This window comes from Paenibacillus sp. NRS-1781 (assembly GCF_050467745.1).
GTDB lineage: Bacteria > Bacillota > Bacilli > Paenibacillales > Paenibacillaceae > Paenibacillus > Paenibacillus terrae_A.
Genome location: NZ_JBITPI010000015.1, coordinates 263,429 through 280,277, shown reverse-complemented (window position 1 = coordinate 280,277; position 16,849 = coordinate 263,429). Strand labels below are relative to the sequence as shown.

Genomic DNA, 16,849 nt, shown 5'->3' with positions numbered 1-16,849 from the left:
ATTAACCTTGTTTAATGAGCTGCTGCATTTGGGAAGCAACGGCTTTTTTGTCGTCCTCGCCAGTGATTCCGCCGCCCACAATAACCAGATCCGGTTGAGCCTTAACGACCTCAGCCAGTGTGCTCAGCTTAATGCCGCCAGCAACCGCTGTTTTGGAGTTTTTCACGACTTTTTTAACCGTTTGCAGCGCTTCGAACGGGCTTTGTCCTTCAGCTTGCAGATCGTAGCCTGTATGCACGCAGATGTAGTCTACGCCGAGAGCGTCGATTTCTGTCGCACGTTGCTCCAGGTTTTTAACACCGATCATGTCCACCAGGATTCTTTTGCCGCCTTGTTTTTTCGCTTCTTCTACCGCACCTTTGATCGTTGCATCTTCAGCTACAGCCAGAATCGTAACGATATCTGCGCCAGCTTCGGAAGCTTTCATCACTTCGTAACCGCCTGCATCCATAACTTTCAGGTCAGCCAGCACTTTCAGATTCGGGAATGCTTCTTTCATTGCTTTTACCGCATGAAGTCCCTCATTAATGACAATCGGCGTACCGATTTCTACGATGTCAATATACGATTCTACTTCTTTTACCAATGCAATGCCTTGCGGGATATCTACTAAGTCTAAAGCCAATTGAAGTTCCATGTTATTAACTTCACTCCTTTAGTGAATTTGTATTGGATGAACAGGTACATGTTCTGTTGAGTGCTGTGAATACTTTGGTTTCATGCACAGGTTTGATTGTAACCCCCCGGTATCCGATTGAAAAGTACGCACTATTTCGTAACGTAGTTACCCTGACGATACTATGACTTCTTTTTGGCCGCCTTTGGAGGGCCTGATTCACATCTTTGTTATGGATTATTTCTATAGCATGAGTCATTTATTCATCGGCTATAAACCATACACGATAATGTTAGGTTGCAAAAGAAACTGCATATCTATGTTTGAATTGACTTCAAGTTAGCTTTTGTCTATATTTGTAATATACTGGTATGCTAGAGGAATGACAAAGCGGATGCTCCTGATGAGAATACATGGGTAAAAGTCATTTTCAGGATAGGGAGGCGGGTTTTAGTGGAAGAGGTCCTGAATCAAAGGGAAGCTATTTATTTGTTGTCGGACAGCCACGAACTCGATAAGGCTTGTGAGTTGTTTAGAATCAGCTACACACACAATGATTGGGATGAAGCGAGCAAGGTTGCAGACTATCTGCATGCTTTGGCTGAAAGCCTGTATCACATCCAACTGAGAAATGCTGCGGACGGCAAGCACGAGACATTGAATACCAAACATCCATTGGTATTTTATTATGCATACAGTTATTTGGCTAAATCTATTTATTTTCAGAATAAGGGTAAGTATCAAGAAGCCAGAGAGTATATTATGAAGTATGGCGAAATGGGTTGGTTTATGGGGCTGGATGAGAGCGGCCATGAGGAAGTAGAAAGATTTCGTCTTCTCGCCAAAGCCAACCTGTACACGATTGAATTGCTTTCGGGAAAACGGGAGCTTCTGCCCGAATATGTTCAATTTCTTCACGCCAATGATGAGGAACTGCTTCCAGGATTGGTCGGAATTGCCGAAGCAGCTAATTTGAATAATTGGAATATTGACGATCTGCTGAATGATTTTGCCCAAGATATTGAGATATTTGAAGGTTATGAAGATAGAGGAAACCGCGTATATTATGTAAAGCTGGTTAACCAATTAGCCATTTATTATTTCAAGCAGGAGCAGTACACGGTTGCGTTAGATTATGTCCTTGCTTCTCTGCAATTCTCTGTTAGTGTAGAAGCAGATGCCGATTTCAGGACACTGGTCGCTTTGTTTGAGGTTTATCGAGATTTGGCAACATCGCCACAACAAGAGCTATATCAAACCATTTTATTAAGGGGGCTTCATAATGAAAAAGGCTTTAATCTCGGTAACTATGGTCTTGGTGTTTCTTAGTACTGTGATTCCGGCGGGAACTGTACTGGGTGAGCTAGACCCCGTGAATCCTGCCAATCATGGGGTGTTCTCTGCTACTGTTTAAACTTGATTGGATTGATAATTCCCGGCAGGGATTTTGTAAATAAAAGGAGCGTACTTTAACGCATGTGAAATGATGCGATAAGTCGCTCCCTTTTTTATGTCAGGATTTTGCAAATTTCTCATGTGTAAACTATGTTATTTTACAATATAGGAAGTCAAGTTCTTCGCCAGATGCTGCATCGTTTCACTCGCCTGTTGCATACGCTCCATTATTTCGGTAAAAGAGTTTACGAGAGTCGCTTGCTCCTGTGAAGAAGCAACAATTTGCTTAATTTCCTCTTCCATCTGACGAACGGAGTTTTGTACATCCTTGAGAGCCGCTTCAATGTCAACCGTCGCTTTTTTGGATTCTACCGAGAGCTTGCGGACTTCTTGAGCGACGATACCAAAGCCTGCTCCTGCTTCTCCGACACGTGCCGCTTCAATGGCAGCATTTAATCCCAGCAGGTTGGTTTGGTCGGAGATTTCTTTGATGAATACAGCGACCTGATTGATTTTACCCGAGTTTTGTACGGCAATTTGGGTGTTCTTCAAAATCTGCTCACTGGTAGCCTGTAGCTCCTCGGAATGCGCTGCTACATGCTGAACCATGTCAATGAGATGCTCGGTGATGGAAAGGTTCTCAGTGACGATTTGATCCAACTGATTCTTGTTAGTCAAATTATAGGAAGCAGCAAATGCTGCAACGACCTCGCCATTTTCGTCAAACACAGGAATACTGACCATATCAAGAGGATACCCCAGCAGTTCAGCAGGAACGTGGGTCAGGTTGGGCTCACGCCCATTTTTAAGCATCGCAAAATGTTTGTAGCCCTCGAGCAGCTCTGAGCCAGTTTCAAAGCCGAGCTCCATCCCCTCCGACTCGCTATAAGCCAGAACATGAGTACGGTCTAAGAGGCAAAGGGTTACCTTCTCACGCATAATCTGTTGTATGTAGGGGATGGATGCAATTAATGCATCTACTGTATTCAAATAGATTACCTACCTTTATTTACTAAATATACTTTTTATAGCTTTGTACCCATTATCGGTCTTTAGAGTGATAAAAGTAATAATAGCATTGAAAATTTTAATGAGTTATGAGAATTTCAGAAAAAGGTACACCGTTTCCAGCAAAGAAATGATGTGCCCTTTCGTTTTATGATGATGCAAAAGCTTCTTGCAATCGTTTCACTTGCCGCGCTGTTCGAACAATTGTACGATTTCGACAATGACCTTGGTTGCAAGCACCATGTTGTCCACAGACACATACTCGAATTTGCCGTGGTAGTTCTCCCCACCTGTAAAAATATTCGGTGTAGGCAGTCCCATATAGGACAGCTGTGAACCATCTGTACCGCCGCGAATCGGCTTGATGATCGGATCAATTCCCAGCTTTGTCATCGCTTCATGGGCAACATCCACGATGTGCTTGACGGGCTCGATTTTCTCCTTCATGTTGTAATACTGATCTCTCAGCTCCAGAACGATACGATTTTCTCCATATGCGGCTTGCAGCCCTTTCACCACGTTCGTTAAGTAAGCCTTCCGGTTTTCAAAGCTCTCACGATCAAAATCACGGATGATGTAGTACAGTTTGGCTTGTTCTACCGTACCCTCAAATTCCAGCAAATGATAAAAGCCATCGTATCCGTCTGTGTATTCCGGAGCTTCATTCGCAGGCAATCGTCCGTTCAGCTCCATAGCAATTTTGACGGCGTTAATCATTTTGTTTTTGGCTGTACCGGGATGGACATTGACACCGTGAATGGTAATATGGGCGGCTGCGGCGTTGAAGCTTTCGTATTCCAGTTCTCCGAGCGGCCCGCCATCGACTGTGTACGCATATTCAGCACCAAAAGCAGCTACATCAAACCGTTCCGGTCCTCTTCCAATCTCCTCGTCCGGTGTAAATGCGACGCGAATCTTGCCGTGCGGGATCTCCGGGTGATCCAGCAGATAATGTATGGCTGTCATAATTTCTGCAATCCCGGCTTTGTTATCTGCACCAAGCAATGTAGTACCGTCCGTTGTGATCAGGATATGACCTTTATATTGGGGCAGCTCGGGGAACTCGCGCGGAGAAAGGTTCACACCCAGCGATGCATTCAGCGTAATATCGCCCCCATCATAATTTTCCGTCAGTTGGGGCTTTACCCCTGCGCCGGTCATTTCGGTAGCGGTGTCGAGATGGGCCAAAAATCCGATAACCGGAACTTCTTTATCCGTATTGGAAGGAAGAGTCGCCATGACATAACCGTTGTCATCCATGGTTACGTTTGTCATACCAATGGCTTTCAGTTCGTCGACCAGCAGGTTGCCCAGTGTGAGCTGTCCGGGTGTAGTCGGGCAAGTATTGCTGCTTTCATCGGCTTGGGTATCTATCTGAACATAAGTGGTCAGGCGTTCAATCAGTTCCTGTTTCATACGTATATCCTCCTTGGTGTCATTTCTGATATAAACCATATTTTATCATGATTGGACTTGTTATATAAAAAATTTGGCTTAACCTTCTAAAATGACAGCTTGTGTTGTACAGAAACGACGAGTAAGATAACAGTAAAAGAACGTAAAAATGGAGTAAAACCATCAAAGGAGTATGCAATGCCTACGTTAAAAGATATTGCTCAGGAGGCGGAAGTTTCCATATCAACAGTCTCTCGGGTATTGAATTATGATGAAACACTGTCAGTGTCAGAGGAAACGCGGCGTAAAATTTTTGAGGTTGCCGAACGGATGAAATATACGACTGTTAAACGTAAAAATGGAGGTATCGGGCGTCAGTCTCGTAAAAAGGCCGAGGGGCCGATAAGGGTCGGTATGGTGCGTTGGTTTAGCGCGTATGAAGAACTGGAGGACCCGTATTATTTGTCCATCCGGTTTGGGGTGGAAAAAGAATGCCGCCAAAGCGGGGCGCATCTGGAGCGCATTTTTCGAGGGGAAGACCTGTCCGCACTAAAGACACTGTCCGAAGGGTTGCACGGGCTGATCGTGCTCGGGCACTTTAGCAGCAAGGAAGTGGAACGTATGCTGGAGCTGCCTGTTCCTTGTGTTTTTCTGGATCACCCAGTAGAGCGTACAGGTGCGGATTATGTCGTCATTGACCTCGCTCGTGCTACGGCGGAAGCGCTGGATTATTTGCTGGACGCTGGCCATCGTCACATCGGTTATGTGGGCATGGGTAAGGATGAGCAGGCCCATGATTCCGACCAGAAGGAGCTGGATGCCCGCTATGAGACCTTTTTACGGTATAAAAGGCAACATGCGCTATGCTCATCGAATGATGTTCATGTGTGCGGCGGGACGGCGGCAGACGGCTTTCGTGCGATGGAAGCGGCCATTCTGGCAGGGCCAGAGAATCTGCCTACAGCCTTCTTTGTTGCGAGCGATTCGGTGGCGATTGGCGTGTTAAAGGCGCTGGAGCAGCATCAAATCGCCGTCCCTGAACGTATTTCAATCGTCGGCTTCAATGATATTCCGACAGCGGAATATTTGACACCGTCGCTAACGACGGTCAAGACGTATACTGAATTGATGGGAGAAACGGGCGTTCAGCTCTTGCTGCATACGGTGCGCAACGGTCCGAATGAGGTCGGTCGCAAGGTCACCATTCCGACCGAGCTGATGATTCGTAACAGCAGTGGACCGCCGTTTACCGACTCGATATAGAAATGTACTCCATTGTGTATTTCATGATCTTTACAGCTCCGGATGACGGGGCTGTTTTTTTGTATGGACAGATGAAAAAACGGAATTGACAAATGCTTTGTAAATGCTTACATTAAAAATATATTTATTTTACTAAGTTTTACTCGTTATTTTTACTTAAATATTTTACTATGGTATCAGATTGAAAAATAAAAGGTTGAGGTGACTTCTTATGCGTACCATTTTGCCGTTGAATGACCAGTGGTTTTACCGTCCTGAATATGTTGAGAGCGAAATAAACACAGGAATTGATGCGAGTCGGTATGAGCCCATTCTGCTGCCACACACCAATGTAGAGCTGCCGTATAACTATTTTGACGACAAGGCGTTTCAGTTTGTTTCCACGTATAAAAGGGAGTTGGACATACCGGCGGATGCCAAGGGGAAACGGGTGTACGTCGATTTTGAAGGGGTCATGACTTACGCGCAGGTATATCTGAACGGGGTAAAAGCGGGGGAGCATAAAGGTGGCTACACGCCGTTTAGTATTGAATTGACCGGACTTGCCGAATACGGTGGCTCCAACGTGCTAACGGTCATCGTCGATTCCACGGAGCGGGACGACATCCCTCCTTTTGGGGCAGTCATTGACTATCTGACCTACGGTGGTATTTACCGCGAAGTGCAGCTGCGAGTTGTCGAGCCTGTGCATCTTGGCACGGTATTCGTGCAGACACCGGAGCCGCTTGCGGCAAGCAAGGCGGTGCGCGTGGTTGTGGAGCTGGAGGGGATTGGCGATCAGGAGAACGATTTGACAGTCGCCCTGCGACTGCTGGACGGAGCGAACGTGAAGGCGGAGACCGGGCCGACAGCAGTGACGGCGGCGGAAGTGACGCTGGAGCTGAAAGAACTGAACGGCTTGCAGCTATGGGATCTAGATGATCCCAAGCTGTATGAAGCAGAACTAACGTTGCTGCGAAACGGGGCTGAGCTGGATCTTCTGACTGTGCGTTTTGGCTTCCGTGAAGCCGAATTCCAGCCTGACGGGTTTTACCTGAACGGGCGGAAGCTCAAGCTGCTGGGCTTGAATCGCCACCAGTCCTACCCGTACGTCGGGTATGCGATGCCCAAAAGAGCGCAGCGCCGTGATGCGGATGTACTCAAAGAGGAATTGGGCTTGAATATGGTGCGGACATCACATTATCCGCAGTCCCGTCATTTTCTGGACCGTTGCGATGAGATTGGATTGCTCGTTTTTGAGGAAATTCCGGGTTGGCAGCATATTGGCGGCGAAGCGTGGAAGGAGCAGGCGGTCAGGGACGTGGAGGATATGATTATCCGTGACCGTAATCATCCGTCTATTGTGATCTGGGGCGTGCGGATTAATGAATCGCAGGATGATCATGAGCTGTACGCACGTACCAATGAGCTTGCACGCAAGCTTGATCCGACTCGTGCGACTGGTGGCGTGCGCTATATTGTAGGCAGCGAATTGCTGGAAGATGTGTATACGATGAACGATTTTGTTCATGACGGTGGGCATCAAAAATATTTAGTGAAGGAAATCCGCAATTTCGATACGTATGACGATACAGAAGGTGTAGATGGCGAAACGACAGGTCTGCGCGAGCCGTCCATCGTCACCAAGCTGGATCATCCGGTCCCTTATCTGGTGACGGAATATAACGGGCATATGTACCCGACCAAGCGCTTTGATCAGGAGGAACGGGTGATGGAGCATGCGCTGCGCCATACGCGGGTCCAGAACGCTTCCTATGCCGATAAAGGCATTGCCGGGGCGATTGGCTGGTGCGCTTTTGACTACAATACGCATGCGGATTTTGGCTCTGGCGATAAAATCTGCTACCACGGTGTCATGGATATGTTCCGCTTGCCCAAATTCGCAGCGAACGTGTATCGCAGTCAGAAGCGGGTCGAGCAGGAAATCATTCTGGAGCCAGTCACTTATTGGTCACGTGGTGAACGGAACATCGGGGGCGTTGTGCCGCTGGTTGTGTTCACCAATTGTGATGAGGTGGAATTCATTTATGGTGACGAGCGCAAGGGCGTCTATCGTCCGAACCAGGAAAAGTATCCGGCGCTTCCACATCCTCCAGTCGTTATCGACGAACTGACAGGCCACTGGGGTATGAAGTGGGAAGATGCTGTGTTCATCGGGTACGTGGACGGTCAAGAGGTCGTTCGCAGACGCTATTCCCGTAATCCCGTACCCACGGAGCTGCGTGTAGCTGCCGACGATACAGTGCTGGAGGCGGGAGATTGGGATGTCACGCGAGTTGTGGTGGACGCTTTGGACGAATACGGCAACGTCTTGCCGTTCTATGCTGATCCAGTTTCGGTGGAGGTCGAGGGAGCGGGTGAATTAATCGGTCCGTCCAGCCTATCGCTAATTGGTGGGCGTATTGCGTTCTGGATTCGTACGAAGGGTGAGGCTGGCAATATCGGCGTGAAGGTTTCCGCGCCATCTCGTTTTAGTCCGCAGGAAGTGAGTATTCATGTGCAGTAAAGTTAAAATGAACAACATTTAACAATATATGATGCAGGTTATTTCTTCGTTTATTTAAGAAGGGGTTGTCGATCAGGTTCTGCAAAGGATCTGAGAAGGCAACCCTTTTTTGGCCTGTGTATAGGGACTCTAATCTATGAGTCTGTTAATTTGTGTATTATTGCTGAGTCAGTTGACGTTGCGTTGATAGATTGGAAGCATAGAATACACTATCAATCACAAGGGAGGTGAATCCTATGGCGATTCTATTACCTCAACAAAACTTCACTATTGCGGCTAGTATCGGTAAATCGTATTATGAAAATTTACGCGGTGGCGCGAATGCTGCAATTACCGTTAATAATAACGGTCTGGCTCCGATCAATCTTGTCGTTACTCGTGTCAACGCACCTGTAATCACGTATATTATCCCTGCATTCACTAGCCTTACCCTGGAAGTTGCCTTATTGCTGGTAGCAGGTCTGTTGACTACCGCAGCCGGAGGCACATTTGGTACGATCCAGATTGCGACGGCTGATCTTTAATCCGGCATGACCTGACCCTCTATCCCTGACTTTACCGCAAGGTAAGGTCAGGTTCTTTTTTGTTTTGAAAATTTTCTGAAATTTTTTTTAGGTTGTGCCGATATATACATATGGCATAGCAAATAACACATCGAAAAGGAGTATGTCCTTTATGAGCTTTAGCAATCCGGTTTTACGTGATGACATCTTCGTGCGTGAAGATGAAAGAGAAGCAAGCGAACAACGCATGACCATCGGGGGCACGATTAACAAAACGCTGCTCCTGCTGGTTCTGCTGATTATTGCGGGCAGTATCACCTGGTATATGACCTACCAAGGTACAGTAGAGGTATTATCCTTGATCACCGCAGGCTCACTTGGCATGGTCGGCGTAGCGGTGGCTATTTCCTTTTTTCCAAAATCGGCCCCGTTTCTATCGCCTGTGTATGCAATTCTGAGCGGTTTAGCATTAGGCGGAATTTCAGCTTTCATGGAATATGACTATCCCGGCATCGTGGCGAATGCGATTTTGCTGACGGTGGGTATTTTGTTTTTGATGCTCTTTATGTATACACAGCGAATCATTAAGGTTACCCGGGGCTTTATCTCCTTCGTTGTCTTATGTACGTTGGCGATTGTTCTGGTGACGCTGGTCGACTTCGTTTTGAACTTTTTCGGGATGAATGTTCCGTATATTCATGAGACAGGCTGGCTTGGTATCGGTATCAGTCTGTTTATCGTTGTGATAGCGGCTTTGAATCTGCTACTGGATTTTAATTTCATCGAGGAGCAAGCGGATCAAGGCGCACCGAAATATATGGAGTGGTATGGTGCGTTTGCATTGCTGGTGACTTTAGTGTGGCTGTATGTGCGGATTTTGGAGCTGTTGTCCAAATTCAGCAAAAAGGACTAAGCGCCTGCGGTTCATGGATAGGTTCACTTCATATACAGATAGGTGCAGGATAAGGAATTGAGGACAGGCTGAGGGTCACCTGCTGATGCAAGTGGCCTTTGCTGTAACCCGTTAACACCGTGATTGAAAGGAACAGGATACACGTGTTCAGACAATAAATAGATTTCTTCCTCTGTATTCAAATGATTCTCCATCACTAACGCCTCCATAATTGCTATGAGGATCGAATCCATAAGAATTATTATCTTGTCCAGCCCTTAGGCTAGCTTTTTTTGTTTATTTTGTTGTTTTGGCTAAAAAATGATTATAATGTATTTGTTCATTACCTGCTAAAATGAGATTTATCAGGGGGAATGAACATGAACATAGATGAAAATTTAACGTTAAATCAACAGCTGGAAAGTTCCAGACAACGATTGCATGATCTTTATGAACAGTATGGTTTTGGACATGCTTGCGTACTTGAGCAGGCTATGATTTTGGACGAGCTAATTAACCAGTACAATCATATGTATCAGACTAAGAAGCTACATCACCACAATGTTCAGTCAGAAACCTCAGAAACCTCATCCTTTGTATGCAAAAATACTCCTCTTCCCAATCCCACATAACGCTCATAATCATGCTATAAAATGAATTATTTGAGAAAAAAATAAAAATGCCCCTTACTACATAACATTAAACTATGCAGCAGGGGCATACATTTCAATACTAAATCAGTTTACAACACTTGCATTTTTAAATTACAGCTCACTTCTTGTCGAAGCTAATTTACCATAAGCTTGACCTGACATTTTAGTATTACTTGTGTTAAAAGTAGCATAGAATCTTCCAGTAGGCCAAGCTGAACTGCTAATCCAACTAAAAGTATCTCCCGGGGTTATCCTTACCTCAGTTCCACTCATAACCGAACCACTAGATGAGTCTTTGTGTACGGCGAATTTAATCGTTTCGGTACCTGTATTCCTCACCCATAACTTAACATAACCCATTCCCGCAGGGATAGAGAAAGACGCTTCTGATTGTTGACCGCCCAATGTTGTATCAAACGCGGGCTGTGTGGATTGAGGAGTAATGACGTGATCCCTTGTTGTTGATGTGTTTGCAGATTGGGAAACTGCTGCTGAATCAGTTGTAGCTGGTGTAACTTCCGTAGTGGCTGCGGCAGAAGCAGTTAGTGGAATGGCAACAGCTAAAGACAAAACAGTTAATAATGAAGCCTTTTTAATGTTTTTCATACTCATAAGCCCACTTTCTTTGATTTTTTCCTGCACGCTTTATCAATCAAACCAGTATGTATAGAAACTATTAGAGTATCATATCAATAAAGTTTTTTACAGGTAGTTATACTAATTTACATTATAAGTCTTTTATTGTAATTATTAAACAATAAAATGGATTCCCATTCCATATAAAAGGCACGTTGCGGAATTGAACCGCGCAAGGGTTCTGACCAGGCTATGGAGAAGCCTCCTATTTTTGCGAGTAGTAAAAGAACCTGTTTAAAAACTGTATTTTACGTTAAATACATAGAAGTTAGGTAAAACATAACGACAGTAAGTAAAGGAGTGGGGCCTATGTATCAAGTGGTGCTGGTGAGGCATGGAGAAAGCGTATATAACCGTCGAAACCTGTTCACAGGCTGGACAGATGTGGACCTGACCGAGCAGGGAACCCATGAAGCCATGGAGGCGGGTCGTATTCTCAAGGAGGCCGGGTATACGTTTGATCTGGCGTTCGCTTCGGTGCTAAAACGATCCATTCGTACGCTGTATCACATTTTGGACGAGCTGGATCATTTGTGGATACCCGTACAGAAGTCGTGGAAGCTGAACGAACGCCATTATGGTGCTCTTCAGGGACTGAGCAAGCTGGATTCCGCCGTCCAATACGGTGAGGAGCAGGTTCATATCTGGCGGCGTAGCCTGACGGTGCGGCCTCCTATGTTGGATGAACAGGATGAACGCAGTCCTCACAGGGAGGAACGATACCGTAACATTAAGCCGGAAGAGTTGCCGCTTGGGGAAAGTTTGGAGGATACCGTGCATCGGGTCGGTGAGTTTTGGAAGCAGCGGATTGTGCCCTTGGTGCAAAAAAAGGAACGGGTCATTATTTCCGCGCATGGCAACACCCTGCGTGCATTGATCAAGTACATGGAGAATTTGGACGAAACCGCACTGCTGGATTTGAATATTCCGACAGGCATTCCGCTGGTATATGAGCTGGACGAGCATATAGATCCCATTCGGCGCTTCTATCTTGGTGATCCGAGTCATGTGGAGGCGAAAAAACAGGTTGTGGCCAACCAAAGCAAGGTGACGGAGTGATTTTCGATAAAAAAAGAGGACAGGGCGCATCCTCGCATCCTGTCCTCTTTGGGTTGGGTATAAGTTAAGCGTCCACGTTGTCTTCTGCTTTCTCCAGGCTGTCGTCCTCGCCGGGAAGCGCCCATACCGATACACTTCCGGCACGAACCGGGAATACGCCGTAGCCATCCTGTTCAATCTGTACGATATGGTCGTGACGGCCCGTCAGATCGGTCCATTGCTCTCCTGCGCGGTGTTTTCCCACAAACATACGCTTCTGCCCTTCGTCTGCGTTGGTGACCACCACGGCGCAGCCGGAGCCTTTCAGTTCAGGCATGCCCTGACGAACCCATCCAATCGTATGGGGATCATCCAAATAATCCTTTTGCTCACCATAGGCTTTATGATAACGGGCGTACAGGAGCGGGTCGAGCGCGGCCTGCTTGCCTTTCACGGGCGTTTGCCCTTGAATGCCGTAGTAATCGCCATAGAATACGCAGGGGTAACCGTCCTTGCGCAGCAGGATCAGCGCGTAGGCGCTGGGCTTAAACCAGTCCTCCACCCACGATTCCAGAGCTTCGTGCGGCTGGGAATCATGATTATCGACAAAAGTAACGGAGTTCAGTGGATGAGTCTGGACCAGCGTATCCTCAAAAATGGTGCTTAAATCAAAATCCCTTCCACCCAAGGAAGCACTATGTAGCTTGTAGTGGAGGGATACGTCAAACAGGTCGATTTTATAATCAATGGTGTCCAGAAATTTTTGGCATGATTCCAGATCCGGTTTCCAAAACTCGCCTACCATATAAAAGTCCTGTCCGCGCTTTTTGATCATTTCCGTCGCGAACTCCCGTACAAATTCATGGTTGATATGCTTGATCGCATCCAGACGGAATCCGTTGCATTGCAGCGTATCCACCAGCCATTTGCCCCAGCGGATCATTTCCTTGCGCACTTCCTGATGATTATAGTCAATATTGGCGAACATCAAATAATCATAATTGCCGAATTCATCATCTACATGCTCGCTCCAGCTTTTATTTTTGCCTAAAATACGATAAATTCCCGTTCGGTCCTGACTTGCATCGTAATCCGTTCCGTTAAAATGCTCAAAATTCCACTGAAATGTGGAATACTGACCCTGACGACCGGGGAACGTAAATTTAGTCCAGCCTTCGATATCGAACGGCTCGGAAATGACCTCATTGCGGTTATCCGGGTTGACCTCGACGACCTTGAATATTTCCGTTTTATCCGCGCCAGCTTTATGGTTCATGACCAGATCGACATAGACGGCTACACCGTGACGCACGCAGGCAGCAATAGCCTCCAGCAGAGCTTCCCTTGTACCGTATTTGGTGCGTACCGCACCTTTTTGATCAAATTCACCCAGATCGTAAAGGTCATAGACGCCGTATCCCGTATCCTCGGGGGATTGACCCTTGGTGACAGGTGGAATCCATATCGCGTCAATTCCTTTGGCCTTCAGTTCCGGTGCCAGGCGGGCAAGTTTCTTCCAGTGGGAGCCGTCAGCCTCGACGTTCCACTCGAAAAACTGCATCATCGTATGGTTCCTTTTCATCATGCGTCCCTCCTTCATATATAACAAGTTACCCACCAAGCAAGGGGGGCTAAACGTCAGGCGGTCAATAAGCTGCCGAATGGAGAACAGGGATCGCTGTATAACGTATGCCCAATGCTTAAAATTTGTTATACCTTGAGGGTGTATATATTCGAGTGGCTAGAAAAGGGGACGTGAAAACGGTAGAATGAATTTAACCTAACAAAAGTTCGGGTTTCAGGTATTCAGTAAACGTGAGCAACGAGGAAAGGAGGGGCGGACATGACGGAATCGCAGTCCATCAGGAACGAAGCGGGTGAACCGCTGATGAAAAAATGTATGTATTGTCAGGAACTGAAGCCTTTAACGGAATTTCAGCGCAGAACCGGTCGCCGGGCTGGTCCTTATTCGCGGCGTGGTCCTTGCCGTTCCTGCCGGGGGTTAGTGGCGCAAGAACGCGCGTCTGCGTCCGCTCCTTCTTCCGTCGAGGGCACACAGACCCTCACGGCTTGCCTGGCATCGCATGGCGATGGGGATGAGGCAGTCGTGCAAAGCATGGAGGCATCCACACAGCCTGATGTGCAGCCTCAGCCGCCCCGCAGGAAGCCAGTCCCAGTCACGGATAAAGCCCGCGAGCGTCATCGACAACGGGTTCGGCATTTGCTCAGCAGGCTGAAGCCTGTGGATACCAAGGCCCTGCGGCTCAACCGTAACGGTATGATTCGGCTAAGGGGCAAAACCGATCAGGGGAGACGTTGGCATCAGGAGATTGAATTTGATTTGGCGGTTACCCTGGTCAGAGAGCGCATGGCAGTAGTTGTTAATCCGTATACCATCCGCAGACTCTACAGCAATAAGGAATTCCGTCAATATGTGCTCAAGCGTGATCGCTATACCTGCTTTTTCTGCGGGGGTTACGGCGATACTATTGATCATTTGCTGCCCCGTGCCAAAGGGGGACACACGACGCCTGTCAATTGCGTATGTGCTTGCAACGAATGCAATCAATTCAAGGCGGCCCGTGATGTCGATGAATTCATTCAATCTGGTGTGCCGTTGCCATCTCCTGGGGATACAGATGCTCCAGAGGACTCCTTATGATACATATTTTGTAGTGATTTTCATTTAATAGCGACATGAAATTCACTCCCTTTATTAGCCTTCCATGCTATGAAATGACTCTTTTTTTGCGGTAAATTGGACAAAATCTAATTTTATTCTATTTTTTATCTAAAATAACAATAAAAATTTTGTAGAATTTTGTGCAAATTTAAAATTTCTTCGACGATTGTGTTGTGAAAGGTGTAATATAGAGGCATAGGGTTCCGTTTCGGCCTGTTGTTGTCACGGAGAAGCGCTTCGTGGAATATTCCGCAGCAGTAACAACAGAATACCGTCTGAACATTCACAATTGGCGTTTGCGATGAATCAGTCTTGCCCCATTGGGTATAGGCCGGTTTTAGCTGTGCTTCTTGTATGTCCGAGGGCGTGAATTCATTGAACGTTTTATTGCTAGAGTTTATGGATACAGGTTACGAGAAAGGAATGGACTTCTATTTTCACAGTAAAGGAGGACGTTCACGCATGTCTGAAAACCAACAAGAGGTGGCCGTAACACAAGAAGCTACCAAAGAGTCTCGGGATGTATTGGACCAATTGATGAAACCGGAGGTTCAGCAATCGCTGACCGTGCTGGTTGAGAATCTGCCTAAGTTGACTGAGATGGTTACTTTGATGACCGACGCTTATGATGTAGCCCGCAGTTTGGCAACTGACCCTGTATTTATCGGCGATATGAAAAGCTCCATGGGGGAGTTTGTGAAGCCTGTTACAGATTCGGCTAAAGGCTTGGCTTCTGCTGCTATCGAAGCGAATGACCGTGTGCAAACCACAGAGACTGGCAGCGTAGGTCTGTTTGGCTTGCTCAAAATGCTTAAAGATCCAAATGTACAAAAAACGCTGCGTTTCAGCCAGGCTTTCCTGGAAATTCTGAATGAGCGCCAACGCGAGAGCAAATAATTACCTGATCAAGAACGGAGGATGGACATGTCGAAGCAAATTTTGATCTTGGGCGGCGGATACGGCGGCTTGCTGGCCGCACTGACAGCACGCCAGCATCTGGACGCTAGCCAAGCAACCATTACAGTGGTAAACCGCTTTGCGTCGCACCAAATTATTACGGAGCTGCACCGTTTGGCGGCAGGTACAATTGCCGAGAAAGCTGTTGCGCTTCCTTTGGAGAAACTGCTGCGTAACAAAGAAATTATCCTGAAAGTGGATACGGTTTCGGAAATCAAACCGGATGATAAAAAAGTAACTCTGGCCAGTGGCGCTACGTTGAGCTATGATGCTCTCGTTATTTCCCTGGGCAGCGAAACGGCTTACTTCGGTATTCCGGGGCTGCAAGAACACAGCTTCACGCTGAAATCAGTGGCAGAAGCAAACCGCATTCGCGCACACGTAGAAGCTCGTCTGGATGCTTACAAGCAATCCGGCAACCAAGCGGACGCTACAATCGTTATCGGTGGTGGCGGTCTGACTGGTGTCGAGCTGGTGGGCGAATATGCTGACAAGCTACCTGCGGTTTGTCGTGAAAAAGGCATTAACTACGAAGATATTAACCTGTATTGCGTAGAAGCTGGACCCTCTATTTTGGCAGGCTTCCCTCAAGCACTGGTTGATCGTGCAGTAACAAGCCTTGAAAAACGTGGCGTTCAAATCGTAGCTGGTGTTCCCATTACGGAAATGAAAGCCGACGAAGTTCTGCTCAAAGACGGACGTTCGATCCAAACGAACACCCTGATCTGGACAGGCGGCGTACAAGGCAACGCACTGGTTGGCGCATCCGGTATCGAAGTGAACCGTGGCCGCGCAACCGTGAACGGTGCACTGCAATCCACTTCCCATGAAGACATCTTCCTCGCTGGTGACAGCGCAGTGGTGTTCCCTGGGGAAGGCGAGCGTCCATACCCTCCAACTGCTCAGTTGGCTTGGCAAATGGGCGAAACCGTTGGTTATAACATTTTTGCTTACTTCAACGGAGCGAAAATGGAAAACTTTAACCCCGTATTCTCCGGTACACTGGGCAGCTTGGGCAGAACAGACGCGATCGGTACGGTTGGTGCGAATGGCACCCAACTGAAAGGCGCTGTAGCCACTTTGATGAAGGAAGGCAGTAACATCCGTTACCTGTCCCACATCAAAGGACTTTTTGCATTGGCCTATTAATATTCCTTACATTTTATATGCTTGATTGGAAGAGAGCGCTGTTCTGCGCTCTCTTTTTTGTTGCATCTTTTTTGATATGTAATTCAACCTTCTATATGTCATGATGTGTAAAAAGATATGTTCTTTATTTAGGCATCAATTGTAAATTATGGTTG

The 16,849-nt window shown here is 46.9% G+C and carries 16 protein-coding genes; 10 read left to right on the top strand and 6 right to left on the bottom strand.

The window, feature by feature from the left end; genetic code table 11:
• Position 1: 1 nt before the first annotated feature.
• Positions 2-637 carry a 3-hexulose-6-phosphate synthase gene (gene hxlA, locus ACIFO6_RS05940; RefSeq protein WP_430038992.1) on the bottom strand — a complete coding sequence of 212 codons (636 nt, stop codon included), beginning with the start codon at positions 635-637 and terminating at the stop codon, positions 2-4.
• Between the two features lie 432 nt (positions 638-1,069).
• Between hxlA and ACIFO6_RS05935 the strand changes: the two genes are divergently transcribed.
• Positions 1,070-1,945 carry a DNA-binding protein gene (locus ACIFO6_RS05935; protein ID WP_430038990.1) on the top strand — a complete coding sequence of 292 codons (876 nt, stop codon included), beginning with the start codon at positions 1,070-1,072 and terminating at the stop codon, positions 1,943-1,945.
• Positions 1,946-2,164: 219 nt separating this feature from the next.
• Here the strand turns inward: ACIFO6_RS05935 and ACIFO6_RS05930 are convergent, their stop codons facing one another.
• Together ACIFO6_RS05930 and pepT are read right to left on the bottom strand one after the other, a co-directional pair.
• A complete protein-coding gene (locus ACIFO6_RS05930) occupies positions 2,165-3,001 on the bottom strand; it encodes a methyl-accepting chemotaxis protein (RefSeq protein WP_430038988.1) in 837 nt (278 codons plus the stop codon).
• Positions 3,002-3,199: 198 nt separating this feature from the next.
• Complete coding sequence (gene pepT / locus ACIFO6_RS05925; protein ID WP_430038986.1) at positions 3,200-4,435, bottom strand: peptidase T; 1,236 nt, start codon at positions 4,433-4,435, stop codon at positions 3,200-3,202.
• 177 nt (positions 4,436-4,612) lie between these two features.
• Between pepT and ACIFO6_RS05920 the strand changes: the two genes are divergently transcribed.
• From ACIFO6_RS05920 to ACIFO6_RS05905, 4 genes are all read left to right on the top strand, one after another.
• Entirely contained in the window at positions 4,613-5,677 is a 1,065-nt protein-coding gene (locus ACIFO6_RS05920) for a LacI family DNA-binding transcriptional regulator (protein WP_430038984.1), read from the top strand.
• A gap of 211 nt (positions 5,678-5,888) precedes the next feature.
• Positions 5,889-8,183, top strand: a complete 2,295-nt coding sequence (locus tag ACIFO6_RS05915; RefSeq protein WP_430038982.1) for a glycoside hydrolase family 2 protein — start codon at positions 5,889-5,891, stop codon at positions 8,181-8,183.
• Between the two features lie 236 nt (positions 8,184-8,419).
• Complete coding sequence (locus ACIFO6_RS05910; RefSeq protein ID WP_430038980.1) at positions 8,420-8,707, top strand: hypothetical protein; 288 nt, start codon at positions 8,420-8,422, stop codon at positions 8,705-8,707.
• A gap of 151 nt (positions 8,708-8,858) precedes the next feature.
• Positions 8,859-9,599 (top strand): Bax inhibitor-1/YccA family protein, encoded by a 741-nt coding sequence (locus ACIFO6_RS05905; RefSeq protein WP_430038979.1) that lies wholly within the window; start codon positions 8,859-8,861, stop codon positions 9,597-9,599.
• Positions 9,600-9,622: 23 nt separating this feature from the next.
• On the opposite strand, the gene ACIFO6_RS05900 is transcribed toward ACIFO6_RS05905, so the two are convergent.
• Entirely contained in the window at positions 9,623-9,793 is a 171-nt protein-coding gene (locus tag ACIFO6_RS05900; RefSeq protein WP_430038977.1) for a hypothetical protein, read from the bottom strand.
• Positions 9,794-9,958: 165 nt separating this feature from the next.
• On the opposite strand from ACIFO6_RS05900, the gene ACIFO6_RS05895 reads away from it, so the two are divergent.
• Complete coding sequence (locus ACIFO6_RS05895) at positions 9,959-10,210, top strand: Spo0E family sporulation regulatory protein-aspartic acid phosphatase (protein WP_430038975.1); 252 nt, start codon at positions 9,959-9,961, stop codon at positions 10,208-10,210.
• 132 nt (positions 10,211-10,342) lie between these two features.
• Here ACIFO6_RS05895 and ACIFO6_RS05890 read toward each other — a convergent pair whose 3' ends face one another.
• Entirely contained in the window at positions 10,343-10,837 is a 495-nt protein-coding gene (locus tag ACIFO6_RS05890) for a hypothetical protein (RefSeq protein WP_430038973.1), read from the bottom strand.
• Between the two features lie 339 nt (positions 10,838-11,176).
• Here ACIFO6_RS05890 and gpmA point away from each other — a divergent pair, with 339 nt between their 5' ends.
• Positions 11,177-11,926 (top strand): 2,3-diphosphoglycerate-dependent phosphoglycerate mutase, encoded by a 750-nt coding sequence (gene gpmA / locus ACIFO6_RS05885; protein WP_430038971.1) that lies wholly within the window; start codon positions 11,177-11,179, stop codon positions 11,924-11,926.
• Between the two features lie 64 nt (positions 11,927-11,990).
• Here gpmA and ACIFO6_RS05880 read toward each other — a convergent pair whose 3' ends face one another.
• On the bottom strand, positions 11,991-13,487 hold the full coding sequence (locus tag ACIFO6_RS05880) for an alpha-amylase (protein WP_430038969.1): 1,497 nt from the start codon (positions 13,485-13,487) through the stop codon (positions 11,991-11,993).
• Positions 13,488-13,748: 261 nt separating this feature from the next.
• Here ACIFO6_RS05880 and ACIFO6_RS05875 point away from each other — a divergent pair, with 261 nt between their 5' ends.
• The 3 genes from ACIFO6_RS05875 to ACIFO6_RS05865 all read left to right on the top strand — a co-directional run bounded on the left by ACIFO6_RS05875 (position 13,749) and on the right by ACIFO6_RS05865 (position 16,694).
• Positions 13,749-14,567, top strand: a complete 819-nt coding sequence (locus ACIFO6_RS05875; RefSeq protein WP_430038967.1) for an HNH endonuclease — start codon at positions 13,749-13,751, stop codon at positions 14,565-14,567.
• Between the two features lie 483 nt (positions 14,568-15,050).
• The gene (locus ACIFO6_RS05870) at positions 15,051-15,485 is read left to right on the top strand and encodes a DUF1641 domain-containing protein (protein WP_430038965.1); all 435 of its coding nucleotides are present in this window, start codon (positions 15,051-15,053) and stop codon (positions 15,483-15,485) included.
• Positions 15,486-15,512: 27 nt separating this feature from the next.
• The gene (locus ACIFO6_RS05865) at positions 15,513-16,694 is read left to right on the top strand and encodes an NAD(P)/FAD-dependent oxidoreductase (RefSeq protein ID WP_430038963.1); all 1,182 of its coding nucleotides are present in this window, start codon (positions 15,513-15,515) and stop codon (positions 16,692-16,694) included.
• Positions 16,695-16,849: the final 155 nt, after the last annotated feature.